Source organism: Methylobacterium sp. AC315, assembly GCF_979253755.1.
The window spans coordinates 39742-63690 of record NZ_CEEDEA010000011.1 but is presented as its reverse complement, the minus strand read 5'-3'; the positions used below and the strand labels follow the sequence as shown (position 1 = coordinate 63690).

General features: G+C 71.3%; 19 protein-coding genes. 13 read left to right on the top strand and 6 right to left on the bottom strand.

Annotated features, from left to right (window positions below):
- Positions 1 to 184 precede the first annotated feature (184 nt).
- Positions 185 to 364 carry a hypothetical protein gene (locus tag AC0IY0_RS18465; RefSeq protein ID WP_147909981.1) on the bottom strand — a complete coding sequence of 60 codons (180 nt, stop codon included), beginning with the start codon at positions 362 to 364 and terminating at the stop codon, positions 185 to 187.
- A 332-nt stretch (positions 365 to 696) separates the two neighbouring features.
- On the opposite strand from AC0IY0_RS18465, the gene AC0IY0_RS18460 reads away from it, so the two are divergent.
- The 6 genes from AC0IY0_RS18460 to AC0IY0_RS18435 all read left to right on the top strand — a co-directional run bounded on the left by AC0IY0_RS18460 (position 697) and on the right by AC0IY0_RS18435 (position 10365).
- Complete coding sequence (locus tag AC0IY0_RS18460) at positions 697 to 1851, top strand: aminotransferase (protein WP_147909982.1); 1155 nt, start codon at positions 697 to 699, stop codon at positions 1849 to 1851.
- An 81-nt stretch (positions 1852 to 1932) separates the two neighbouring features.
- Positions 1933 to 2436: a DUF4112 domain-containing protein gene (locus AC0IY0_RS18455; RefSeq protein WP_147909983.1), complete on the top strand. Its 504-nt coding sequence runs from the start codon at positions 1933 to 1935 to the stop codon at positions 2434 to 2436.
- A 235-nt stretch (positions 2437 to 2671) separates the two neighbouring features.
- Positions 2672 to 3886 carry an ABC transporter permease gene (locus AC0IY0_RS18450; protein ID WP_419828707.1) on the top strand — a complete coding sequence of 405 codons (1215 nt, stop codon included), beginning with the start codon at positions 2672 to 2674 and terminating at the stop codon, positions 3884 to 3886.
- A gap of 400 nt (positions 3887 to 4286) precedes the next feature.
- A complete protein-coding gene (locus AC0IY0_RS18445; protein ID WP_147909985.1) occupies positions 4287 to 4844 on the top strand; it encodes a Ros/MucR family transcriptional regulator in 558 nt (185 codons plus the stop codon).
- Positions 4845 to 5149: 305 nt separating this feature from the next.
- Positions 5150 to 7399 carry a putative bifunctional diguanylate cyclase/phosphodiesterase gene (locus AC0IY0_RS18440; protein ID WP_147909986.1) on the top strand — a complete coding sequence of 750 codons (2250 nt, stop codon included), beginning with the start codon at positions 5150 to 5152 and terminating at the stop codon, positions 7397 to 7399.
- A gap of 170 nt (positions 7400 to 7569) precedes the next feature.
- Positions 7570 to 10365 carry a bifunctional diguanylate cyclase/phosphodiesterase gene (locus AC0IY0_RS18435; RefSeq protein ID WP_147909987.1) on the top strand — a complete coding sequence of 932 codons (2796 nt, stop codon included), beginning with the start codon at positions 7570 to 7572 and terminating at the stop codon, positions 10363 to 10365.
- A gap of 99 nt (positions 10366 to 10464) precedes the next feature.
- Here the strand turns inward: AC0IY0_RS18435 and AC0IY0_RS18430 are convergent, their stop codons facing one another.
- Positions 10465 to 11907: an FAD-linked oxidase C-terminal domain-containing protein gene (locus AC0IY0_RS18430; protein WP_147941502.1), complete on the bottom strand. Its 1443-nt coding sequence runs from the start codon at positions 11905 to 11907 to the stop codon at positions 10465 to 10467.
- 199 nt (positions 11908 to 12106) lie between these two features.
- Here AC0IY0_RS18430 and AC0IY0_RS18425 point away from each other — a divergent pair, with 199 nt between their 5' ends.
- Entirely contained in the window at positions 12107 to 13132 is a 1026-nt protein-coding gene (locus tag AC0IY0_RS18425; RefSeq protein WP_471764927.1) for a KpsF/GutQ family sugar-phosphate isomerase, read from the top strand.
- A gap of 95 nt (positions 13133 to 13227) precedes the next feature.
- Here AC0IY0_RS18425 and AC0IY0_RS18420 read toward each other — a convergent pair whose 3' ends face one another.
- The 3 genes from AC0IY0_RS18420 to AC0IY0_RS18410 form a co-directional block, all read right to left on the bottom strand.
- Positions 13228 to 14031, bottom strand: coding sequence for an SHOCT domain-containing protein (locus AC0IY0_RS18420; RefSeq protein ID WP_147909990.1), 804 nt, complete (start codon positions 14029 to 14031; stop codon positions 13228 to 13230).
- Between the two features lie 103 nt (positions 14032 to 14134).
- On the bottom strand, positions 14135 to 14734 hold the full coding sequence (locus AC0IY0_RS18415; protein WP_147941504.1) for a nitroreductase family protein: 600 nt from the start codon (positions 14732 to 14734) through the stop codon (positions 14135 to 14137).
- Positions 14735 to 14816: 82 nt separating this feature from the next.
- On the bottom strand, positions 14817 to 15884 hold the full coding sequence (locus AC0IY0_RS18410) for a GSCFA domain-containing protein (RefSeq protein ID WP_147909992.1): 1068 nt from the start codon (positions 15882 to 15884) through the stop codon (positions 14817 to 14819).
- Between the two features lie 73 nt (positions 15885 to 15957).
- Between AC0IY0_RS18410 and AC0IY0_RS18405 the strand changes: the two genes are divergently transcribed.
- Positions 15958 to 16992, top strand: coding sequence for a WcbI family polysaccharide biosynthesis putative acetyltransferase (locus tag AC0IY0_RS18405; RefSeq protein ID WP_246692959.1), 1035 nt, complete (start codon positions 15958 to 15960; stop codon positions 16990 to 16992).
- Positions 16993 to 17003: 11 nt separating this feature from the next.
- On the opposite strand, the gene AC0IY0_RS18400 is transcribed toward AC0IY0_RS18405, so the two are convergent.
- Positions 17004 to 17396, bottom strand: coding sequence for a response regulator (locus AC0IY0_RS18400; RefSeq protein ID WP_419828710.1), 393 nt, complete (start codon positions 17394 to 17396; stop codon positions 17004 to 17006).
- 424 nt (positions 17397 to 17820) lie between these two features.
- Between AC0IY0_RS18400 and pal the strand changes: the two genes are divergently transcribed.
- The 5 genes from pal to AC0IY0_RS18375 all read left to right on the top strand — a co-directional run bounded on the left by pal (position 17821) and on the right by AC0IY0_RS18375 (position 23832).
- Positions 17821 to 18315 (top strand): peptidoglycan-associated lipoprotein Pal, encoded by a 495-nt coding sequence (gene pal, locus AC0IY0_RS18395; RefSeq protein WP_147909994.1) that lies wholly within the window; start codon positions 17821 to 17823, stop codon positions 18313 to 18315.
- 170 nt (positions 18316 to 18485) lie between these two features.
- Positions 18486 to 19493, top strand: a complete 1008-nt coding sequence (gene ybgF / locus AC0IY0_RS18390) for a tol-pal system protein YbgF (RefSeq protein WP_419828711.1) — start codon at positions 18486 to 18488, stop codon at positions 19491 to 19493.
- 106 nt (positions 19494 to 19599) lie between these two features.
- On the top strand, positions 19600 to 20610 hold the full coding sequence (gene tilS / locus AC0IY0_RS18385; RefSeq protein ID WP_471764925.1) for a tRNA lysidine(34) synthetase TilS: 1011 nt from the start codon (positions 19600 to 19602) through the stop codon (positions 20608 to 20610).
- Between the two features lie 147 nt (positions 20611 to 20757).
- A complete protein-coding gene (gene ftsH / locus AC0IY0_RS18380; RefSeq protein ID WP_147910788.1) occupies positions 20758 to 22680 on the top strand; it encodes an ATP-dependent zinc metalloprotease FtsH in 1923 nt (640 codons plus the stop codon).
- 405 nt (positions 22681 to 23085) lie between these two features.
- Positions 23086 to 23832 carry a sulfite exporter TauE/SafE family protein gene (locus AC0IY0_RS18375; RefSeq protein WP_461230275.1) on the top strand — a complete coding sequence of 249 codons (747 nt, stop codon included), beginning with the start codon at positions 23086 to 23088 and terminating at the stop codon, positions 23830 to 23832.
- Positions 23833 to 23949: the final 117 nt, after the last annotated feature.

Sequence of the window (23949 nt, the reverse complement as noted above, 5' to 3'; positions counted from 1 at the left end):
TGCGCGACCGACGGCACCCTATCCCTCGCTGTGCACGCCCCCATGGCGCATGTTCCGGCCGCCCACGCTTCGGCGGCCCGGACGGTGGCATCGGCCTACGCGGCTATCCAGGCCGGACGGTGTCCGGCGGCTGCGGCATATTCCATCGCCGGGGCCTATCGGATGCCCGGCCAATGTGCCGTCACTAGGGCGCGGAGGTTTCAGCCGTGTTGCTGGGCGCCGCGGCGGACGGGTCCGGCGCCGCATAGGCCTTCAGCACCGCGCGGAACGGCGCGTCCACGGGCGCCACCGGCAGGCCGAGCCGGAGGACGAGGCCCAGGCCGGCGATCAGCAGGGCGAGGCGTAGGGCGTGCGTCGTCCGCATGGTCGCATCCGGTGGGCCCGGCACGCTACCAGATCGCGCGACCGATCACATGCCGAAAGGGCCACCGATCCGGAGATCGATGGCCCTCGAAGAGGACCGGAGCGGCGTCTCGCTGACGGAGCGAGGGGGCAAAGCCCCGCCGGCGAGAGCGCCGCTCCAGCCGTGAGACGAACCTACTTTACGACTGATGAATGTCAACATTCGTCAGCCCCGCCGTTCGCCCGGATGGATGGGTCTGTGCGGGTGCGCACATTCCGCACGCTGCCGACCCCATGCTACATCCCGCCGATGTCCAGCCTGTCTGCTGCGCCCCAAGCGGCGTCCCGCACCGCATGAATCCGGTCTTTGCCGCCCTGCCGACCACGGTGTTCGAGACCATGTCGCGGCTCGCCCGGGCCCACGACGCGGTCAATCTCGGGCAGGGCTTCCCGGACGATCCCGGCCCCGCGGACGTGCGCGAGCACGGCGCCCGGGCGCTCCTCGACGGCTGGAACCAGTATCCGCCGATGATGGGAGTGCCGGCCCTGCGCGAGGCCGTGGCCGCGCATTACGCCCGGCACCAGGACCTCGCCCTCGACCCCGAGACCGAGGTGATGGTGACCTCCGGGGCGACCGAGGCGCTCGCCGGGGCCCTGCTGGCGCTGATCGAGCCCGGCGACGAGGTCGTGCTGTTCGCGCCGATGTACGACGCCTACCTGCCGCTGGTGCAGCGGGCGGGCGGCGTGCCGCGGATCGTGGCCCTGCAGCCGCCGGCCTTCCGGCTCGACGAGGCGGCGCTGGCCGCCGCGTTCGGCCCGCGCACGAAGGTTGTGGTGCTCAATAATCCGCTGAACCCCAGCGCGACCCTGTTCGACCCGGACGACCTGGCGCTGCTCGCCCGGTACTGCACGCGGTTCGACGTCACCGCGCTCTGCGACGAGGTCTGGGAGCACGTGGTCTTCGACGGCGCCCGCCACCGGCCGCTGATGGCGCTGCCCGGGATGCGCGAGCGGACGGTCAAGATCGGCTCGGCGGGAAAGATCTTCTCGCTCACCGGCTGGAAGGTCGGCTTCGTGATGGCCGATGCCCGGCTGATGCCGGTCCTGGCCAAGGCGCACCAGTTCCTCACCTTCACCACGCCCCCCAACCTGCAGGAGGCGGTGGCGTACGGCCTCGGCAAGCCCGAGCCGTGGTTCGAGGCCATGCGGGCCGGCTACGCGGCCTCCCGCGACCGGCTGGCCTCCGGTTTGCGCGACCTCGGCTTCCGGGTCCTGCCGGCGCAGGCCACATGGTTCCTCAACATCGACATCACCGGGCTCGGCTACGCCGACGACGTCGCCTTCTGCGAGGCTCTGGTCACCCGCCACGGCGTCGCCGCGATCCCGGTGAGCGCGTTCTACCCGGACGGCTCGGTGCGCAGCCTCGTGCGCCTGTGCTTCGCCAAGGCCGACGCCACCCTGGACACCGCCCTCGCGCGGATGCGCGGCGTGGCCGGGGGTGCGGCATGATGGTCGCAGGCGCTTTGCTTGCGGGGATCCCCCGGGGGGGCCACCTCGTTGACGGTGATGGCTCTCCGACGGATCCCCACGATGGATTTCTCCCAGGCTTCCCGGACCGGCCCCTCCGCCGGCGCCAAGACCTTTCCCGGCAGCACCTTTCCCGGCAGCGCGTCGTCGCGCCTGCCGCCGTTCCTGTCGGCCGATCTCGACCGCGAGGCCAGCCTCGCCCGGCTGGAGACGCTGGCGCATTTCATGGACACGGCCTTCGTGATCCCGGGGATCAACCGGCGGGTCGGGTTCGACGCGTTGATCGGGCTCGTGCCAGTGATCGGCGACGTGGCCGGCATGGTGATCTCCTCGTTCATCGTCTACGAGGCCAAGCGCCTGGGCGCCCCCCGCTGGCTGGTGGCCCGGATGGGGCTGAACGTCGCCTTCGACGGTCTGCTCGGCGTCGTCCCCCTGGCGGGCGACCTGTTCGACGCCGCCTTCAAGGCCAACCGCCGCAATGTCCGCCTGCTGCGCCGCTGGATGGAGCGGTCCGGCGGCGTCCGCCCGAACGAGATCGAGGGCACCGCGACCCGCCTCGACGCCTGAGTGGTGTCCGGGGTTTACGAGGGTCGAAGGGTCGTAGCCCCCGTTCCGTGACCGTCTCGCTGTCCGATCTGCGGTTTTTCCGCGTCGGCTCGTTCCGGCTGCGCCGTGCCCCCTCGCCCGCACGGGGGACGAGACCGGCGCCTTGCCCGGTCTCGTCTGGATCCGGCACCTTGCTCTGCCACAGCAAGGCTCTTCCGGTCCTCAAGAATCTTCTGGTTCCACAGGGTCCGCGGCCATGAACGAGACCGCGCGCGCCGGTGAGAGCGAGGTCGTCACGGTGCCGTTGCCGGGCGCCCAGCCGACCGTCCTGCGGCCCGATGAGGCCGTTCCCGCGCCGGCCCCTGTTTCGGGCGGGCGCGGCTGGCTGTCGCCGCTCAACCGGCGCCGGCTCGACACCTTCCGCCGCAACCGCCTCGGTTCCTGGTCGTTCCTGATCTTCGCGGCGCTGTTCGTCCTCAGCCTGTTCGCCGAGTTCATCGCCAACGACCGCCCGATCGTCCTGTCCTACAAGGGCGAGTGGCTGGTCCCGGTGCTGGTGGACTACCCCGAGGAGACGTTCGGCGGCTTCCTGGCGGTCACGGATTTCCGGTCGCCCGAGATCCGCAAGGAGATCGCCGAGCACGGCTGGGCGCTCTGGCCGCCGATCCGGTTCTCCTACGACACGATCAACGAGGATTTGCCGACACCCTCGCCGTCGCCGCCGACCTGGATGCTCTCGGACGCCCAGTGCAAGCCGGTGGCGGAAAAACTCGGCGGGGCGACCTGCGCCGACATCCCGTGGCACTGGCTCGGCACCGACAACACCACCCGGGACGTGCTGGCGCGGGTGATCTACGGGTTCCGCATCTCGGTGCTGTTCGGGCTGATCCTGGCCGCGGTCTCCTCGGCGATCGGGGTCGTGGCCGGGGCCGTGCAGGGCTATTTCGGCGGCTGGGTCGATCTCGCGTTCCAGCGGTTCATCGAGGTCTGGGGCGGGATACCGACCCTCTACCTGATCATCATCATCTCGGCCTTCATCGCCCCCGGCTTCTTCGTCCTGCTCGGGATCATGCTGCTGTTCTCGTGGGTGGCGCTGGTCAGCGTCGTGCGCGCGGAGTTCCTGCGGGCGCGGAACTTCGAATACGTCCGGGCCGCGCGGGCGCTCGGCCTGTCGAACCTGCGCATCATGACGGTCCACCTGCTGCCCAACGCCATGGTGGCGACGCTGACCTTCCTGCCCTTCATCCTGAACGGCTCGATCACCACGCTGACCTCCCTCGACTTCCTGGGCTTCGGCCTGCCGCCGGGCTCGCCCTCCCTGGGGGAGCTGCTGGCACAGGGTAAGGACAACCTGACCGCGCCGTGGCTCGGTCTCACCGGATTCCTGGTCATCGCCGTGATGCTGAGCCTCCTGGTCTTTGCCGGCGAAGCAGTGCGCGACGCGTTCGACCCCCGCAAGTCCTTCGCCTGAGCCCGGATCCCGCCCTCAACGGTGCCGGAACCCACAGGCGATCGGCGATCCTGCAAAAATATTTTGCGGCGCGGCGGCAAGACCGGTCAACGGCCGGGAAAGTCGCGCCAAGACCCCCCGCGGGAACTGCTGACCTTGGCCGTAACGGTCTCTCCCACCAACGAAAACCTCGCTTCCAGCCAGTGCCAGCATTCGTCGCGCAGGCCAGGATATAGCGCCGCGCAAGTGCCTGGATAATGGCGCCAATGCAACTTCAACCTGTAACCTTGGCCGGCCGATGTAGACCTGAACTTTCAATCGATCACATGGAATTGTATGGATCACCTTGCTTTTTCCTGCGGCTGTCTTAACTCGCAGTAAGCCGCCATTCCCACACACATCCAACTCAAGGAAAGCAAGAATGTCCGAAGAAGCGTCCGCATCCCAAGCGCACTATATCGAACGGACCGTGGACGTCGTTGCGGCCTATGTCGCCAACAATTCCCTGCCCCCGACCGAATTGCCCGCGCTGATCGCGAGCATCCACGAGGCGCTGAATTCGATCGGCTCCGGGCCTTCCACCGCGGCGGAAGACACTGTCGAGCGGCCGACCCCGGCGCAGGTCCGCAAGTCGATCCGCCCAGATGGTCTCGTCAGCTTCATCGACGGCAAGTCGTACAAGACCCTGAAGCGCCACCTGACCAAGCACGGCCTCGATCCGCAGGGCTACCGCGAGCGGTACGGCCTGCCGGCGGATTACCCGACCACCTCGGCGAACTACTCGGCGCAACGCTCGGCGCTGGCCAAGAGCCTCGGTCTCGGCCAGCCCGGCCGCACCCAGCCATCCGAGAAGGAGCCGGACGTCGAGTCTGCCGCGGCGCCCGCGCCGGCCCGCGGCGGCCGCCGCAAGGCCGAGAAGGCCGAGTCCGCCCCCGCCAAGGGCCGCAGCACCAGTCGCAAGTCCGTCGAGGCCGCCTGAGCGCCAGCCCCGGTCTCCCTCCGCGCCGCTCGGCGCAGAGGGAGGCTTTCGCGCAGCCGGCCAGCAGCAATCGGACCGGAAACAAACTGGATCGCCGCGCCACGGGCCGGCCGGATACTGGCTCTCGACCGGAGACGGCCGGGAGCCATGTCATGGATACCAGCATGCGGCCCTGCTTCTACGGCCGGGCTGGTGATCACCGTAGATCGACAACCGCTGATTTAAACCTACGATAAGATTCGCTGTTTACAGTCGTGTCCTGCAGCGCCCATGAGGGTCGAGCTGAAGGGCCGGGAGCGAAATCGGTGTCGGCAGCGACCACGTCGGACTGCGTCCTGGCCGAGCAGGAGACCCTGCGCCTTCACGCCCTGGGCACGTTCCAGATCGCCGGGACCGCCCCCGAGGAGCGGTTCGACGCCATCGCCCAGCTGGCGGCACGGCTGTTCCGCGCGCCGATCGCCTACGTCTCGCTGATCGATCAGCACCATCAATGGATCAAGGCGCAAGTCGGTCTCGATCAGGTGGGCCTCGATCAGGTCGGTCTCGATCCCGCGCCGACGGCCCGCGGCGCCTCGTTCTGCACCCACACGATCCGGTCCGACGATCTCCTGGTCATCCCGGATACGCGGCGCGATCCGCGCTTCTCCGACAATCCCCTGGCCGTGGGACCGCCCTTCGTCCGCTTCTACGCCGGCGCCCCGCTGATCACCGCGGACGGCTTCCGGCTGGGGGCGCTGTGCGTGGCCGATACGGTGCCGCGCCGCCACTTCCCGGCCCGGGACCGCCGGGCGCTCGCCGACCTCGCCGCCCTGGTGGTCCAGCAGATGACCCTGCGGCGCAGCGAGCTGGCCCGGGTGTCCATGATGGGCTTCGCCAACGCCACCGAGCTGGCGCTGCTGGCGATCAGCCGCGAGGGCCGGATCCGGTTCGCCAACCAGGCCGCCGCCGCGCTGTTCGGCTACACCCACGACGAGATGCTGGGGGAGCCCTTCGATCTGATCGTGCCCGAGCGCATGCGTGCGGCCCACACGGCCGGATTGAAACGGATCTTCGCGGGCGACGCGGCCAAGGTCGCCGGCCGCACCATCGAGGTGATGGTCCGGCGCAAGGACGGTGCGGAATGCCCGGCCGAGATCGCCCTGTCGGTCTGGCACGACGAGGGCGGGCCGAATCTCGGCGCCATCATCCGGGACATCTCGGAGCGGCGCCGGCGTGAGGCCGGCCTGCTCCGCCTCGCCCACCAGGATGCCCTGACCGGCCTGACCAACCGCCGCCGGTTCGAAACCCTGCTGAACGACCTCTACCGGCGCGGCCAGCCGGCCGCGGTGCTGCTGGTCGATCTCGACGGGTTCAAGGCGATCAACGACAGCCTCGGCCACGCGGTCGGCGATGCGCTCCTGCAGGCGCTCGCGGTGCGGATCCCGGCGGTGCTGCCGCGCCGGGCCGTGATGGCGCGCCTGGGCGGCGACGAGTTCGTGGTGCTGCTGCCCGGCACCGGCGACCCCCTGGCGGCGCGCGCCTGCGCCACCGCGGTCCTGGCCGCGCTGGCCGACCCGGTCGTGGTCGAGACGCACGTGCTGCGGGCCGGCGCGAGCATCGGCTTCGCCCTCGCCCCCGAGCACGGCCGCGACGGCGAGGAGCTGCTGGCCAGCGCCGATTTCGCGCTGTACCGGGCCAAGCAGGAGGGCGGCGGCTCCGCCCGGATGTTCGCCTCCGAGATGCGCCATGCCGCGACGGCCTTGCGCAACACCCAGGACGCGCTGCTGCGCGCCCTGCACGGCGACGAGCTGGTGCTGCATTATCAGCCGCAGATCTGCCTCACGAGCGGCCGGCTCGTCGGCGCCGAGGCCCTGCTCCGCTGGCAGCACCCGGAGCGCGGCCTGCTCCTGCCCGGCACGTTCCTCCCGGCCATCAAGATGAGCCCGCTGGCGCTCCCGGTCGGCGCCTGGGTGCTGGATGCCGCCTGCCGGCAGATCGCGGCCTGGCGGGACCAGGGGCTGCCACCGTTCCGGGTCGGGGCGAACCTGTTCTCCGCCCAGTTCAAGACGGGAAACCTCGTCCGCGAGGTCTCCGACGCGCTGGCCCGCCACCGGGTCCCGCCGGAGGCGCTGGAGCTGGAGATCACCGAGCGGGTCGTGCTGCAGAACGACGACCGCACCCTCGGGACGATCCGGGACCTGCGCGCCCTGGGCGTTCGGATCGCGTTCGACGATTTCGGCACCGGCTACGCCTCGCTGAGCAGCCTCAAGCGCTTCCCGCTGACGACCCTGAAGATCGATCGCACCTTCGTGAGCGACCTGCTCACCGAGGCCAACGATGCCGCGATCACCCGTGCGATCATCCGGATGAGCAACGACCTCGGCCTCGACACGGTCGCCGAGGGCATCGAGACCGAGGGCCAGGAGGTCGTCCTGCGGGCGCTGGGCTGCAAGGTCGGCCAGGGCTTCCACTACGGACGGGCGATGCCGGCCGCCGCCCTGACGCGCCTCATGGCGGAGCGCCCGGAGACCGGCGCGTGGCTGACGACGGTCCCGGTCCTGCGCGCGGCCGGGTGAGGCGCCCGCTTCCGACTTCCCGCTGCGCTTCCTCCTGTTCGCGGACGCGGGCGGCCATCCATCGAGAAGGATGTATGGCAGGATTGTCCTCCGGTTTACGCTTTCGGCACAACAACTCATTAACGGGGGCAATATAGCCCTGTTATAGAGCGTAGTCCGAGCGTGTTCTGGTGGGTTATAAGTCAATCTTCCCGTTTTTCGCTCGGGCGGCCCGGCATGTGCGCCTGCGGCGGTGGCGGCAGGCCCGCGATCTGCGCGCCTGGACGGCCATCGGCCTCGGGCTGGTGATCACGGCCGCGGCCGCGCTGTTCATCGCCCACCTGGAGACGCGCGCGGTCGACGACAACGAGCGCAGCCTCGGCGGCCTCGCCACGGTCCTGGCCGACCAGGCGGACCGGGCGCTGCAGGCGATCGAGCTCGTCCAGGACGCCGTGCTGGCCGAATTCCGCCAGGCGGGGATCGCCGATGGCGCGCATTATGCCGAGGCGGCGTCCCGTCCCTCCATGCACACGGCGCTGAAGACCTGGATCGCGGCGCTGCCGCAGGCCAACGCCATCACCCTGGTGGACCGGACCGGACAGCTGCTGAACTTCAGCCGCTACTGGCCGATCCCGTCCGTCAACATCGCCGACCGGGACTACTTCAAGGCGCTGTCCGCCGACCCGACCCTGCAGCGCTACGTCGGCCGCCCGGTCCCGAACCGGGGGGACGGCGCCTGGACGATCTACATCGCCCGGAAGGTCGCGGCCCCGGACGGCACGTTCCTGGGCTTGATCCTGGGCGCGGTCGAGCTGAGCTATTTCGAGAGCCTGTACGATCAGATCGCGCCCGCGGACGACGCCGTGGTGTCGTTGTTCCGCAACGACGGCATGCTGCTGGTCCGGCACCCGCACCGCGAGGGGACGATCGGCCGGATCTTCCCCAGCGCCGGCGCATCCCTGATCACCGCCCGGGCCGCGCAGGGCGGCGTCCTGCGAACCGTCAGCCCGATCGACGGCCAGGATCGGCTCATCGCCGCCCACGCCCTGAAGAACTACCCGCTGGTCCTCAGCATCAGCCGCACCGCGGAGGCCTGCCTGGCGGCCGCGCACCAGCAGGCGACCATCGTGGGGGTGGCGGCGTTCCTGCTCGATCTCGGCCTGCTCGCGCTGGTGCTGCTCGGCCGCCGGCAGGCCCGCGCGCAGGATCAGCTCGCCCAGGCCGAGGCGGCCCGGGCCGCGGCCGAGGCGCGCGAGCGCGGCGAGCGGGCGCTGCGGCTCCAGGACGCCCGGTTCGGCATCGCCCTCGACAACATGGTCCAGGGCCTGTGCCTGTTCGACCGGGACGACGCCCTCATCGTCATGAACGCCCGCTACGCGCGGATGTACGCGGTCCCGGAGGAGCTGCGCCGGCCCGGGACCGCCCTCCCGGCCCTCCTCGGCCACCTGAGCGACCCGCGCAACGGCCTCGGATCCGCGGCCGCGGGGGCGCTGGTGGCGGCCTGCGAGCGCACCGCCGCGCAGGGCCACGCGGTGTCGCTGACCTGCGACTTCGCCGACGGCCGGGCGGTCGACGTGGTCCACGCCCCGATCCCCGGCGGCGGCTGGCTCTGCACCCACGAGGACGTCACCGAGCGGCGCCGGAGCGAGGCCCGGGTCGCCCACATGGCCCGGCACGACGCGCTCACGGGCCTTCCGAACCGCCTCGTCCTGAAGGAGCGCATGGACGCGGCCCTGGCCAGCTGCGACGCCCGCGCGCCGGCGACCGTGCTGTGCCTCGACCTCGACGGCTTCAAGGTCGTGAACGACACCTACGGGCATCCGGTCGGCGACGCGCTGCTCTGCGCGGTGGCGGCCCGGTTCGCCGCCACGGTGGCGGTCGGTGACCTCGTGGCCCGGCTCGGCGGCGACGAGTTCGCCATCGTCCTCGGCACGGCGCCCCTGCCCGCCGACGCCGCGCGCCTGGCACGGCGCCTCGTGGCGGCCCTCGAGACGCCGGTCGCGGTGAACGGCCACACCCTGGTGATCGGCACCAGCATCGGCATCGCCATCGCCGAAGATCCGTCCGGCACCGCCGCCACGCTGCTGCGGCAGGCCGACATCGCCCTGTACCAGGCCAAGGCCGCCGGGCGGGGTACGTGGCGCTTCTTCGACCCGGCCATGGATGTCGAGATCCAGCGCCGCCGGCAACTCGGGGGCGATTTGCGCGGGGCGCTGGCCGGGGGCCAGTTCGTGCTGCACTATCAGCCGATCGTCGGGGCGCACGGCCAGGCCCTGCACGGCTTCGAGGCCCTGCCGCGCTGGCACCATCCCGAGCACGGCGAGGTCGGCCCGGCGGAGTTCATCCCGCTGGCCGAGGAGGTCGGGCTGCTCGGGCCGCTGGGCGCCTGGATCCTCGCCACGGCCTGCCGGGCCGCCGCGTCCTGGCCGGACCCGGTCAAGGTCGCGGTCAACTTGTCCCCGCTGCAATGCGCCGGCCTCGGCCTCGAAGCGGATGTCCGGGCGGCGCTCGCCGACAGCGGGCTCAGGCCGGACCGCCTGGAACTCGAGATCACCGAAGCGGTGCTGCTGCAGGACAACGCCGCGAACCTGTCGCTCCTGCGGGCGTTCCGCGCCGCGGGCGTGCGGATCGCCATGGACGAGTTCGGGACCGGCTATTCGAGCCTCGGCACCCTGCACCGGTTCCCGTTCGACAAGCTCAAGATCGACCCGGGTTTCGTGCGCAGCCTCGCGCGGGACGGCGGCAGCGTCGAGATCCTGCGGGCCATGATCTGGCTCGGGCGCGCCCTGAAGATCGACGTCCTGGCCGAGGGCGTCGAGACCCCCGAGCAGGCGCGGATCCTGCGGGAGGAAGGCTGCCAGGAGCTGCAGGGCAATTTGTTCGGCCCGCCCGCCCCGGTGGCCGACCTCGCCGCGATCCTGGCCCGGACCGCCGGCAGCCTGCGCCGGCCCGAGGCCGGGCCGACCCGCGGCGGCGTGGCGGCCTGATCGGGAGGCCGGGGCTCCATCAGGGCTCCGCCCTGACGACCCGCCCAGGGGCTGAGCCCCTTGGAAGCCCGGGACTGCGCGGGCGCTCTATCAAGGGCTCTAGGCCGCCTTGGTCTCCAGGCGTCCGTCCAGGGGGAACACCTTGGCGGGGTTGAGCATCCAGTCGGGGTCGAACACCGCCTTCACCCGCATCTGCTGCTCCAGATCGACCTGCGCGTACTGGAATCGCATCAAGTCGCGCTTCTCGATCCCGACGCCGTGCTCGCCGGTGAGGCAGCCGCCGACCTCGACGCAGAGCTTCAGGATCGCGTCGCCCGCGGCCTCGGCCTTCTGCAATTCGCCCGGCGTGTTGATGTCGAACAGGATCAGCGGGTGCAGGTTGCCGTCGCCCGCGTGGAACACGTTGGCCACCCGCAGGCCGTGGCCGGCGCAGATCGCCCCGATCCGCTCCAGCACCGGGCCGAGCTGGCCGGTCGGGATGGTGCCGTCCATGCAGATGTAGTCCGAGATGCGCCCCGTCGCCCCGAAGGCCGACTTGCGGCCCTTCCAGATCGCGGCGGATTCGGCTTCCGAGCGGGACACCCGCACGCTGGTCGGCCTGAAGTCCTTGGCGATCGCCTCGATGCGCCCCAGCATCGCGTCGCACTCGGCATCCGAGCCTTCGACCTCGATGATCAGCATCGCCTCGGCGTCGCGCGGGTAGCCGGCCTGGGCGAAGTCCTCGGTGATCAGGATCGCCTCGCGGTCCATGTACTCGATCGCCACCGGGATGATGCCGGCCGCGATGATCGCGGCGACGCAATCGCCCGCATCCTCGACCTTCGAGAAGCCGACCAGCACCGGCCGCGCGCCCTCGGCGGCGCGCAGGATCCGCACGGTCGCCTCGGTGACGATGCCGAGCTGCCCCTCCGACCCGCAGATGAGGCCCAGGAGATCGTAGCCGGGGCTGTCGAGGTGCTGGCCGCCCACCTCCACCACGGTGCCGTCGTTGAGCACCAGGGTGACGCCCAGCAGGTTGTTGGTGGTCACGCCGTATTTCAGGCAGTGCGCCCCGCCGGAATTCATCGCGATGTTGCCTGCGATCGTGCAGGCGAGCTGGCTCGACGGGTCGGGGGCGTAGAAGAAGCCCTCGTGGGCGACCGCGCCCGAGATTGCCAGGTTGGTCAGCCCGCTCTGTACCCGGGCGGTGCGGTTCTCGAAGTCGAGGTCGAGCACCTGGGTCATCTTGCCGACGCCGAGGATGATCGCGTCGCCCTGCGCGATCGCCCCGCCGGCGAGCGACGTGCCGGCGCCCCGCGGCACCACCCGCACGCCCGCGGCGTGGCAATAGGCCATCACGGCCGCCACCTCCCGCGTGGTCGAGGGCAGCACCACGGCCAGCGGCATCTGCCGGTAGGCGGTGAGCCCGTCGGTCTCGAAGGCCCGGCGCTCGTCCTCGCTCACCACCAGCGCCTCCGGGGCGACCAGGGGCGCGAGGCCCGCCAGGATCTCCCCCCGCCGGGCGAGGATGTTCGGGTCGGGATCGGGGAAGCGGATGGTCATGGGGCTCGGGCCCTTTTTGGCTGGCGTATGCGGAGCATGGACCCGCCGGAGCGGGCCTTCAACCGCCGGGCGGACAGAGAGGGGCGGCATGTCGTCCCGGCGTCACATTTCAACCATGACGGCTCCCTAGCGTCGAAAACCTCGCTTCGCTTCGCCTTCGCGGCGCCGGACCCTGCTCGACGGGTCCAGAACGGAACCGATGACCGCTCCCGCTTCCAGCGCCCTGCGCGACGACCCCTACGACGCGCCCTCGCCGCATCTCGCGGGCACCCGCGATATCGGGATCCGCAGCCTGCAACTGGGCATCGCCGCCCTGCAGGAGACCAGCGCGGCGTTCCAGGGCAGCCTCGGCGTCGCGTTCGAGGAGGCGGTGCAGACCATCCTGCAGAGCAAGGGCCGGGTCATCGTCAGCGGCATCGGCAAGAGCGGGCATATCGGCCGCAAGATCGCCGCGACGCTGGCCTCCACGGGCACCCACGCGTTCTTCGTCCACCCCACCGAGGCGAGCCACGGCGACCTCGGCATGATCGCCCGCGACGACGTGATCATCGCCCTGTCCTGGTCCGGGGAGACCGCGGAGCTCTCCGACCTCGTCGGCTTCAGCCGGCGCTTCTCGATCCCGCTGGTGGCCATCACCCGCAACGGCGCCAGCACGCTGGGCAAGGCCGCCGACGTGCTGCTGGAATTGCCGCGGGTGCGCGAGGCCTGCCCGCACGACCTCGCCCCGACCTCCTCCAGCCTGATCCAGCTGGCGCTCGGCGACGCCCTGGCGGTGGCGCTGCTGGAGCGGCGCGGCTTCACCTCGGCCCGCTTCCACACCCTCCATCCCGGCGGCACGCTGGCGGCCCGCCTCAAGACCGTGCAGCAGGTGATGCACGGCCCCCAAGACATGCCGCTGGTCCACGAGACCGCGCTGATGTCCGAGGTGCTGATCGAGATCGCGGCGCGGCGCTACGGCTGCGTCGGCGTCACGGACGGCGCCGGGCGCCTCGTCGGCATCATCACGGACGGCGACCTGCGCCGCCACATGGGCCCCGAGATCCTCGACACCCCGGTCTCGGCGATCATGACCCGCGAGCCGATCACCGTGGAGCCGCACAAGCTCGCCCAGGCCGCCCTCGAGCTGATGAACCGCCGGCTGATCACCGCGATCTTCGCGGTGACCGACGGCCGGCCCGTCGGCATCGTGCACGTCCACGACCTGCTGCGCGCCGGCATCGCCTGACCGGGTCGGTATCCGGACGGCTGACAGCCTAGGACACACCCCTCCGCCTCCCTTCAGGAGGAGGGCGCAGGTGGGCGTGTCGGGAGCGCGAAGACTCAGAGCCGCGCCAGCAGTTCCGCCTTCTTGTCCGAGAATTCCGCCGCGCTGAGCACGCCCCGGGCGTGCAGCTCCGCCAGGCGCTCGATCGTGGCCAGCACGTCGCCCGAGGCGGCCGGCACCGGCGCGGGCGCGCTCGGCTGGGCAGGGGGCGCGCTCGGTTGGACAGGCGGCGGTTCGGCCGGATCGACCTGCCGGGGGGCCGCCGTCTCCGCCTCGATGCGGCGCAGGCGGTCGAGGGCGACGACGCCCCGAGGGCCGGTGAAATCGAGGCTGCCGTTCGCCTGCGACACCCCGGAGATGTGGTGCTCGCCGGTATCGTAGAGCGCGATGCCGGTGCCCGATTCGATCGCGAGCCGCCGCGTGTCGGGGAAATAGGCGTAGCGCAGGCCGTCCTGCGCGCCGGTGCTCGCCGGAGCCCCGAGGCCGGCGGGCCACCACTCACCGCCGCCGCGCTGCGACGCAGGCCCGACCTCCGTGAAGCCGCCCGCCGGCAACGCCGCGGCGAGTTCGGTGCAAAGGGCGTCGACCCGGGCCTTGAGGCCGTCGTCGAACATCCGGCCGACCATCACCATGCCGCCGGAAAACCACTGGCCCATCCCGCCGAGGTCGGGATGGTTGAACTGCGCCATCGTGCCGTGCCCGCGCTCCAGCGCCTGGACCAGGTGGCGCACCGCATCGAGGCTCACCCCGTGGCGGTCGGCCACGGTCTGGAGGCCGGAGGCATGGTCGAACCCACCCGCGTCGAGGAACGGATCGGGCACGGCGCTGCCGCCGGGCGGGACCGAGGCTTTCGGGTCCATGGGCAGGCTCCGATCGTGGCGGGGCGGGAGAAGGCGGGGCGCGGGCCGGCGCCGTTGCGCTGCCGACACAATCCCGGGTCGTAGACTCCGGTTCCGGACCGCCTCAGGTGCCGGAGGGCGGGAACGCGCCGGCGATGACGAAGTCGGTGATCGGGCGGCGGCCGTTCGGAGCCTCCCGCGGACGCTGCTCCTCGGTGAGGTCGGCCTCCGCGACCTTGCGGCCCACCGCGAAGGCGGCCTCGATCCGGTGGTTCTCGGGCAGGCGCAGCACCTCGGGCGCGCGGACATGGTCGAACCCGACCATGCCGTGGGCGTGCCAGCCCTGGTGGATCGCCTGGAGCTGGAAGGCGAGCGAGGCGGTGCCGGCGTCGAAGGAGTGGCTGTAGGACGGCTTCAACGCGTCGCCGACCTTCATGAGCCCGTTCGAGACCAGGAACAGGATCGCGCCGGTGCCCGAGACCCATTTCTGGTTGCCGGGCACGAGCAGGCCGAAGAACGTCTCCCAGTTCGCGTCCCCGCGCAGCGCGTAGAGGAAGCGCCACGGCTGCGAATTGTACGCCGACGGCGACCAGCGCGCCGCCTCGATCATCCGCATCAGCTCGGCTTCGGGCAGCGCCTCGCCCGTGAAGGCGCGGGGCGAGTGCCGCGCCACGAAGACCGGGTCGATCGCGTGGTCGGGCTGGCGGGGCGGGGGCAGGCTCAAGGGGATCGACTCCGGACGGGCGCGAGCGCCCAGGCTGCTGAGCTTGCCCGAAACACCTGCCCGGAGGCAAATCCCCCGCCGTTCACGCCACGCTGCGCTCGATCTCCTCCTCGTCGCAGATCACGCCGGCATTGCCCTCGAACTCGGCCGCGAGGTCCACGGGGGCGTGGGTCGGGGCCGCGGCGGCGCGGTCGCGCGCGAAGGTCGACAGGAACAGCCGCATGACGTGGCGCACGCCCGCGTCGTTGATGGTGCGCTGGTCCTCGTTGTAGTAGCGCCCGGCATTCACGTTGCTGGTGACGATGTCGTAGGCCGGGAAGTACACCGCCCGCGGATCGCCCCGGCCGACCACCTCGCCGGCCGCCACCCGCAGCACCGACTTGGAGTAGCTGTTCGACTCCATCACGTGCCGGTCCATGTAGGTGGCGATCATCGGCACGGGCGAGACCGTGAAGATCACCCGGGCCTTCGGGTTCACGCTCCAGAGCCGGTCCAGGAAGCCGTTGAGGTCGCCCAGCACCTCGCCGGCGCCGGCGTTGACGCACTCGTAGAGTTCGGGATCGAAGGTGCCGCCTGCGACCCCGGGGGCGAGGGGCAGCGCCGCGCCGTCGCCCCGCCAGCGCCAGCCCTCGGTGAGGCCCAGCGTCAGCACGAACACGTCGAGGGTCTCGAACAGGCGGCGCACCTCGGCCAGATGCGCGTCGCGGGCGGCGACCACCTCGGCCTCGCTGGCGAAACCCGCCGGCTCGACGGTGGGGCGGAACGGGTCGACGTAGCGGCCGTCGTCGCGCAGCCACGCCTTCAGCTCGGGCTCGAACCGGCCATAGGCCCGGTCGAACAGCTGCACGAACTGGCGCGTGTAATAGAGATTGCCGTAGCGGGCCGAGAAAGTGCCGAACTGGCGGGCATTGGCCTCCTCGGCGCTCATGCCGGGGGGCGGCGGCTCGGTCAGGTAGTAGTTGAAGCCGGCGCCGCGCACCGCCTCGGCCACCCGCTGCGCGAAGCACGAGCCGCCGGTGGCGACCTTGTCGGTCGGCCCGATCGCGAACGTGTCCTTCGGGTGCGGATTGACCGCGAAGGGCGGCACGTTCGTCACGACCTTGCGCCAGAATCGCTCGGCCGGTAGACCCGTATACGGATTCAACGCCATCTTCGAACCCTCTTCTTCACGACGGCAACTGCCCTCGGGGCTGCTGATCCGTCCGCTGACCCCGGCACGCGACGTGGCCCTGAACGATCTGCCCCGGCGCGCCCGCAGCGCGTTGTCCCTGTCGACACCCAGTTGGGCGCCCACCTGGGCGACACCATGGCGAAACCGCGCGCGCGCCGCCACGACCCGTGACGGGCCGGCCATCGCGGTGCTCGGCAATTGCCAGGCCCGGGGCATCGCGCAGGCGATGCGCCTGCTCGCCCCGCGCAGCCCCGTGCGCTACATACCGATGGGTTACCTCAAGCGCGACCACGGCCATATCGACGGTCTGGTCCGGACGCTCCGCTCCCACGATTACGTCTTCTCGCAGACCTTCCCGGCCGGGCTGATCCCGGGCGGCGACGTCGCCACTCTGCGGGCGGCCGACCCACGGCTCAAGCTGTTCCCGGCGATCGTGTTCTCGGCCTTCCACCCGGACATGGTCTATGCCGGCCAGGCCTCGGACCTCGCCGCCCTGAAGCTCGCGCCCTCGCCGACGGGGCAGTACCACTCGGCGATCGCCCTCTGCGCCCACCGGCTCGGCCTCGATGCCGGCCGCACCGCCGGCCTGTTCCGCGAGGCCGTGTTCCGGCGCCTGGGCTACCTCGACCACTGGGACCCGGCCGTGCGCGAGCTGGTCGGGGCCGCCGCCGCCCTGGGCTTCGGCCTGGACCGGGAGGTGACCCGCTGGGCGCGGCGCGGCGCCTTCATGCACCTGATGAACCACCCCAAGGCCTTCGTCATCGGCGATATCGCCCGGCGCCTGCTTCAGGAGAGCGGGTTCACGCCGGAGCCCGTGGAGATCGAGGATTACCTCGGCGACGAGCTGGTCCAGGACGTGGTCTGGCCGCTCTACCCGCCGATTGCCGAGCATTTCGGCCTCATCGGCTCGTACCTGTTCAAGACCAAGCCCCGGGGCGACGACTTCCCGAGGCTCTACGACCTGCCGGGCTTCATCGCGGCGAGCTTTTCCCTCTACGACGCTCTGCCGGCCGGCGACCTCGCGTGCCAGCGGGTCGAGACCTGGCTCGCCACCCCCGAGATCGTCGCGCTGTTCCGGGCCGGGTAACCGGGGCGCGCTCAGCCCACCGCGCAGAGCGGGGCGTCGCTCAGGCCGTCGCCCATCATCCGGACCAGCCGGTTGACCGCCTCCACCTGGAACGGCTTGCGCAGGAACAGGCTGCCGGCCACGCCCCGGCCGCCGCTCGCATCGGTCGAGGTGTAGACCACCGGCCGGTCGGCATGGAGCGCCCGGAACGCGTGAGCCACGGTCCAGCCGTCGATCAGGCCGGGCAGGTGGATGTCGGTGAACAGCCAGTCGATCTCGTGGCCCCGCGCCCGCAGGAGCGTCAGCGCCGCCTCCCCGGTGGAGGCCTCGATCACCCGGATGCCCTGCGTCTCGCACAGGCTCGCGATGATCTCGAGGAGCAGGTAGCTGTCCTCAACGATGAGGACGCACTGGGCGGGGCGCATTGGGGGTCCGGGAATCGCGCGGCGTCTTTGGATCGGAAAGCGCTCGCGTGTGCCGAACCGGTAGCCGCGTCGACGGCGAGCGCTCCGGGCGAATCAAGGCCCGACAGGGTTGAGAATGTCTTAAAACGCTCCCGGATGCGGTATCCGGCCCTGTTGCATCGCGGCAACTCGCGGGGCGGAAACGGCTCGGCTTGATCGATCGCCCGGCCCGATCGCCCCGGCGGTGCCGCAATCCGGGCGCGTCAGCATGGCCGTGCGTGCGGCAGCGCACGCCGCCGACCGAAGCGGGCCCGCAGGACGTTGCGCGGCGCCCGCCGGAACCGTCGCTTAACCATCCGCGCCTATCACCGGCGCTCAGGACGACGCGGACCCGCCTCGAAGACCCGCAGCCGGCCTTCGGCCCCGCTCGAGGAGTTGAACGATCATGCCCCAGCGTTTCCGCGCACTCGCCCTCGGCCTCGCGCTCTGCGCCGGCCTCGGACTCGGCGCCTGCAGCAACGACAAGGACCTCGCCGACGCCTCCGCGTTCGGCGCCGGCGCCGCGACCCCGGGCAGCGCACAGGACTTCGTCGTCAATATCGGCGACCGGGTCTTCTTCGAATCGGATTCCACCGACCTGACCCCCACCGCCACCGCGACCCTCGACAAGCAGGCCGCCTGGTTGCAGCGCTACCCGCGCTACACCTTCATCATCGAGGGCCATGCCGACGAGCGCGGCACCCGCGAATACAACTTCTCGCTGGGCGCCCGCCGGGCCCAGGCGGTCAACGACTACATGGCCACCCGGGGCATCGGGGCGAGCCGGATGCGCACGGTCTCGTACGGCAAGGAGCGGCCGGTGGCGGTGTGCAACGACATCTCGTGCTGGTCGCAGAACCGCCGCGCGGTGATCGTGCTCGACCGCGGCGCCGGGGCGTAATCTTCGCAGAGACGGCCAAGAGGTCCGTCCGCCTGCCGATTCTTCACAGAGTCGGCAGGCTTTTCTGCGAAGACAGCGTCGGCCCCGGGTTCGACCGGACCGCGCCGCAGTTTTGCCGCGGAACGGCGCATCTGATAGGGCCTCGCGCTTCCATCGGACCGCAGCCCATCATGCCCGCCCGCCTTCGCACCCGCCTCGCGCTCACCACGATCCTCGGGGCCCTGCTCCTCGGCCATCCGGCCGCCGCGCAGGATGCCTCGGAACTGGTGGTGCGCCTGGGTCGCATCGAGAACCAGTCCCGGATCATGTCCGGGCAGATCGAGACCCTCCAATACGAGAACCGGCAGCTGAAAGAGCAGCTGCGCAAGTTCCAGGAGGATGTCGAGTTTCGCCTGAACGAGGGTAAGGGCGGCGGCAGATCCAGCCCGTCGGCGCCCTCGGCGGCCCCCGCCCCGTCCGGTACGGTCAACGGTGGTAATCCGGGCTCCGGCCGCCCCGGCAAGCGCGGCGACGCCTTCGACCCGTCCCAGGCCCCTGGCGCACCCGGAGCGCCGATGCCGCTCGGCAGCACGCCGGCCTCCCCGCCGCTGCCGGCCCGGGAGGCCGCCGAGGCGGCCCCTGTGCGGCCGCAGGCGGTGCCCCGGGCCGCGATCGACGACGAGGATCCGGACGCCGAGGGCGCCGCCCCCGGCTACGACGAGCCCGTGGACCTGCGGCCTCCGGCCCGCACCGGCGCGATCCCGGTCCCGGCGGCCCGCCCCGCCGAGAGCGTGGCCGCCACCCGGACCGGCGATCCGTCCGCCGATTACGAGACCGCGGTCGAGCTCTACCGTTCCAAGCAGTACGAGCAGGCCGAGATGGGCCTGCGCCAGTTCATCCAGTCGCATCCCCGCGACAACCGGGTCGCCGGCGCGACCTACTGGCTCGGCGAGAGCTACCTGGCCCGCGGCCGCAACCGCGAGGCGGCCGAGCAGTTCCTGAAGGTCTCCACCGATTACGCCCGCTCGTCCCAGGCGCCGGACGCGATGCTGAAGCTCGGCGTCACGCTCAACGCGCTGGGCGCCCGCGAGCAGGCCTGCGCGACGCTCGCCGAGCTGGACCGGAAATTCCCCAATGCCGGCTCCGGCGTCCGCCAGGGCGTCGCCCGGGAGCAGAAGCGCGCCCGCTGCGCGGCCTGACCGGGGATCCCAAAGGGCGTGCCCTTTGGCGGGGCGTCGGGGCGGAGCCCACGAGATACCAGGGCTCTGCCCTGGACCCGCAAAAGGTCGGGGACCTTTTGAATCCATGACTGGACCGTCGGACGATCCGGTCCTCCGCGCCCTCGCGCCCTGGCTTGGTGGGCCCGAGCGCGGCGTGCTGCTCGCCGTCTCGGGGGGGCCCGATTCGAGCGCGCTGATGCACGCCGCCGCCGCGCTTGGGGCAACCGTGCGGGTCGCCACCGTCGATCACGGCCTGCGCCCGGATTCAGGCCCGGAAGCCGAGGGCGTCGGCCGGGCGGCCCGGGCGCTCGGCCTGCCGCACGCGGTCCTCGCCTGGGCTGGCTCGAAGCCCGGCACCGGCCTGCAGGACGCGGCCCGGGCCGCCCGCTACCGGCTGCTGGCCGCCCATGCCGAGGCGGTCGGCGCCGGCCTTGTACTCACCGGCCATACCCGGGACGACCAGGCGGAAACCGTGCTGATGCGGCTTGCCGCCGGCAGCGGACCGGCCGGTCTCGCCGGCATGCGGGCCGAGCGCCCGCTCGCCCCCGGCATCACCCTCGGGCGGCCGTTCCTGGGCCTGCCGAAGGCGACCCTGACGGCGTGGTGCGAGACCCGCGGCATCTCCCATGTCCGTGATCCGGCCAATGCCGATCCGCGCTTCGCCCGCGCCCGCCTGCGCGCCACCTGGGCCGCCCTGGCGGCCGAGGGCCTGAGCCCGGCGCGGCTCGCACGCCTGGCCGAGCGGGCCGCCCGGGACGACGCCGCCCTCCGGGTCATGGCCGCACACGCCCTCGCGGCGGCTGTGCTCCCGGCAAAGAATACCGATGCCGCCGCGATGCGCCTCGACGGCGCCGTGCTGGCGACCCTGCCGGAGGCCACGGCCCTGCGCTGTCTCGACGCCGCCCTCACCCGGGCCGGGGCCGCGCCGCGCCGCCTCGAGCGCCTGGAATCCCTGGTCCTCGGGGCGCTGCTGCCGGCTCTGCGCCGCCGGGAGCCGATCCGGCGGACCCTGGCCGGGATCCTGATCGCCGCGGATGCCGCCGGCACGGTCAGCCTGGCGGCCGCGCCGCCTCGCCGGCACAAGACCACCGATTGACGGATAGATGCTGCCCTCGCCGCAGGGGGGAGCGGCTTACTTGGCAACGCAGCCCCCCCCGCCTACATTGGCGAGGTGTGCACGGATGGACCGGCAAAGCCGCGCGAGGTGTCCGTCTAGGGGGCCGCACGCACCAAGGATCGATCGATGAACCCGAATTTTCGCAACTTTGCCTTGTGGGTCGTCATCTTCCTGCTGGTGCTGGCTCTCGTCACGCTGTTCCAGAACCCGGGTCACCGGGGCGGCGGCAGCGAGATCGCCTATAGCCAGCTGCTCAACGATGCCGATGCCGGCAAGATCCAGTCGGTGGTGATCTCCGGGCAGGACGTGTCCGGCACCTATGTCGGGGGCGGCAACTTCACCAGCTACGCGCCCAACGACCCGAGCCTGGTCTCCAAGCTCCAGGGCAAGGGCGTGACGATCACGGCCCGCCCGCCGTCCGACAACACCCCCTGGTTCATCCAGCTGCTCGTGAGCTGGCTGCCGATCCTCGTCTTCATCGGCGCTTGGATCTTCCTCAGCCGCCAGATGCAGTCCGGCGCCGGCCGCGCCATGGGCTTCGGCAAGTCCAAGGCCAAGCTCCTGAACGAAGCGCACGGCCGCGTGTCGTTCGACGACGTCGCGGGCGTCGAGGAGGCCAAGGAAGACCTCCAGGAGATCGTGGAATTCCTCCGCGACCCGCAAAAGTTCCAGCGGCTCGGCGGCCGGATCCCGCGCGGCGTGCTGCTCGTCGGCCCGCCCGGCACCGGTAAGACGCTGATCGCCCGGGCGGTCGCGGGCGAGGCCAACGTGCCGTTCTTCACCATCTCGGGCTCCGACTTCGTCGAGATGTTCGTGGGTGTCGGTGCCAGCCGCGTGCGCGACATGTTCGAGCAGGCCAAGAAGAACGCGCCCTGCATCATTTTCATCGACGAGATTGACGCGGTCGGCCGCCATCGCGGCGCCGGCCTCGGCGGCGGCAACGACGAGCGCGAGCAGACCCTGAACCAGCTCCTCGTGGAGATGGACGGGTTCGAGGCCAACGAAGGCGTCATCATCATCGCGGCGACCAACCGCCCCGACGTGCTCGACCCGGCGCTGCTGCGCCCGGGCCGGTTCGACCGCCAGATCATGGTGCCGAACCCGGACGTCACCGGCCGCGAGCGCATCCTGCGGGTCCATGTCCGCAAGGTGCCGCTGGCCCCCGATGTCGACCTCAAGGTGATCGCCCGCGGCACCCCCGGCTTCTCGGGTGCCGACCTGATGAACCTCGTCAACGAGTCGGCGCTGCTGGCGGCCCGTCGCGGCAAGCGCATCGTCACGATGCACGAGTTCGAGGACGCCAAGGACAAGGTCATGATGGGCGCCGAGCGGCGCACCCTGGTGATGACCGAGGACGAGAAGCGGCTCACCGCCTATCACGAGGGCGGCCACGCCATCGTGGCGTTCAACGTCCCGGCCACCGATCCGGTGCACAAGGCGACCATCATCCCGCGCGGCCGGGCGCTCGGCATGGTCATGCAGCTGCCCGAGCGCGACAAGCTCTCCATGAGCTTCGAGCAGATGACCTCGCGGCTGGCGATCATGATGGGCGGCCGCATCGCCGAGGAGATGACCTTCGGCCGGGACAAGGTCACGTCGGGCGCCCAGTCGGACATCGAGCAGGCGACCCGTCTCGCCAAGATGATGGTGACCCGCTGGGGCTTCTCGCCTGAGCTCGGCACCGTGGCGTACGGCGAGAATAACGACGAGGTCTTCCTCGGCATGTCGATGGGCCGGCAGCAATCGGTGTCGGAATCGACCGCCCAGAAGATCGACGCCGAAGTCCGCCGCCTGGTCGAGACCGGCCTGGAGGAGGCCCGGCGCATCCTGGCCGAGCACAAGGACGACCTGGAGGCGCTCGCTCAAGGGCTGCTCGAATACGAGACCCTCTCGGGCGACGAGATCCGCAACCTGCTGAAGGGCCAGCCCCCGCTCCGCGACGGCGGCGACGTGCCCCCGACCCCGGCCCGGGGCTCCTCGGTCCCCTCCGCGGGCCGTGGCCGCCCGAAGGAGAGCGACGGTGGCCTGGAGCCGCAGCCGCAGGCCTGATCCCGGTCGACGACGATACGAGAAGGGCGCCGCGAGGCGCCCTTTTTCGTTGGGTTTTCCGCGTCAAGCGGTCTCCGGCCGTGAACGCTGTGGCGCGGGTCCCCTCTCCCGTTAGCGAGAGGGACAGGGTTGAGGGGACGGGTTCTTCCGGAGAGGGCGTATCCTTCACCCCTGCCTCTCTCGCACGGGAGACGGGGCACGTCGCGATCAACGCCGACCGATATGTGAACCCCCCGGATCGCCGCGCAGCGAGGGCGCGTCTCGGTTCCGGACCGGAGCCTCCAGCCCCCCCTGACAATCCGCCCCGGCTGTCCGCGAACACCCCCCGCAAGCTCGGCCGGAGGCTCGGATCCGGTGGGCGAATCGGAAAGACCGGGAGCGGGATCTTTCCGAGCCGCGTACCCGATGGCGTTGTCCGTTTATCTCGTCGTCGGCTTCGGGGCCGCGGTCGCCGGGTTCGTGCAGGGGCTGTCGGGCTTCGCCTTCGGGCTCGTGGCCCTGTCGTTCTGGGCCTGGGTGATCGATCCGCAACTGGCCGCCGTCCTGGCGGTGGCCGGATCCCTGACCGGCCAGATCGTGGCCGCCGTGACGGTCCGGCGCGGCTTCGACCGGGCCCGCCTCGCCCCGTTCGTGCTGGGCGGGCTGGCCGGGATTCCGCTGGGCGTGCTCCTGCTGCCGCACCTCAATGCCGACTGGTTCAAGCTGGTGCTCGGCACCCTGCTGGTCGTGTGGTGCCCGGCGATGCTGCTCGCCAAGGACCTGCCGCGGATCACCGTGGGCGGGCGGCTGGCGGATGCCGTCGTCGGCCTGGGCGGCGGCCTGCTCGGCGGGCTCGGCGGCTTCACCGGCACGCTGCCGACCCTGTGGTGCGTCCTGCGCGGCTACGAGCGCGATGTGCAGCGCACGATCATCCAGAACTTCAACCTGACGATGCTGGCGGTCACGATGCTGGTTTATCTCGGCTCCGGACTCGTCACCCGGACGGCGCTGCCGATGCTGGCCGTGGTGCTGCCCGCCATGCTGATCCCGGTCTTCCTCGGCACACGGGTCTATGTCGGCCTAAGCGAGACGGCGTTCCGCCGGGTGGTGCTCGGCCTCCTGACGGTCTCCGGCGTGACGCTGCTCACGGCGGCGCTCCCGCGGGTGCTGTAGCGCCCCGCGCCGGGGCACGCCGCATTTCGACCGTCTTTGTCGGGGAGCACCCGGGGCAATCCAATCTGCTAAGTTCTGTCGCGCTACTCTGTCGCCGCGTTGGCCGGACGAGAGGCC

What these genes read in the sequence shown, in the direction of transcription:
- pal (WP_147909994.1), top strand. Translation starts at nt 17,821, where the DNA reads ATGCCCCAGCGTTTCCGCGCACTCGCCCTCGGCCTCGCGCTCTGCGCC.
- AC0IY0_RS18430 (WP_147941502.1), bottom strand. Translation starts at nt 11,907, where the DNA reads ATGACCATCCGCTTCCCCGATCCCGACCCGAACATCCTCGCCCGGCGG.
- ftsH (WP_147910788.1), top strand. Translation starts at nt 20,758, where the DNA reads ATGAACCCGAATTTTCGCAACTTTGCCTTGTGGGTCGTCATCTTCCTG.
- AC0IY0_RS18410 (WP_147909992.1), bottom strand. Translation starts at nt 15,884, where the DNA reads ATGGCGTTGAATCCGTATACGGGTCTACCGGCCGAGCGATTCTGGCGC.
- AC0IY0_RS18460 (WP_147909982.1), top strand. Translation starts at nt 697, where the DNA reads ATGAATCCGGTCTTTGCCGCCCTGCCGACCACGGTGTTCGAGACCATG.
- AC0IY0_RS18450 (WP_419828707.1), top strand. Translation starts at nt 2,672, where the DNA reads ATGAACGAGACCGCGCGCGCCGGTGAGAGCGAGGTCGTCACGGTGCCG.
- AC0IY0_RS18445 (WP_147909985.1), top strand. Translation starts at nt 4,287, where the DNA reads ATGTCCGAAGAAGCGTCCGCATCCCAAGCGCACTATATCGAACGGACC.
- AC0IY0_RS18400 (WP_419828710.1), bottom strand. Translation starts at nt 17,396, where the DNA reads ATGCGCCCCGCCCAGTGCGTCCTCATCGTTGAGGACAGCTACCTGCTC.
- AC0IY0_RS18465 (WP_147909981.1), bottom strand. Translation starts at nt 364, where the DNA reads ATGCGGACGACGCACGCCCTACGCCTCGCCCTGCTGATCGCCGGCCTG.
- AC0IY0_RS18375 (WP_461230275.1), top strand. Translation starts at nt 23,086, where the DNA reads ATGGCGTTGTCCGTTTATCTCGTCGTCGGCTTCGGGGCCGCGGTCGCC.
- AC0IY0_RS18425 (WP_471764927.1), top strand. Translation starts at nt 12,107, where the DNA reads ATGACCGCTCCCGCTTCCAGCGCCCTGCGCGACGACCCCTACGACGCG.
- AC0IY0_RS18455 (WP_147909983.1), top strand. Translation starts at nt 1,933, where the DNA reads ATGGATTTCTCCCAGGCTTCCCGGACCGGCCCCTCCGCCGGCGCCAAG.
- AC0IY0_RS18420 (WP_147909990.1), bottom strand. Translation starts at nt 14,031, where the DNA reads ATGGACCCGAAAGCCTCGGTCCCGCCCGGCGGCAGCGCCGTGCCCGAT.
- tilS (WP_471764925.1), top strand. Translation starts at nt 19,600, where the DNA reads ATGACTGGACCGTCGGACGATCCGGTCCTCCGCGCCCTCGCGCCCTGG.
- ybgF (WP_419828711.1), top strand. Translation starts at nt 18,486, where the DNA reads ATGCCCGCCCGCCTTCGCACCCGCCTCGCGCTCACCACGATCCTCGGG.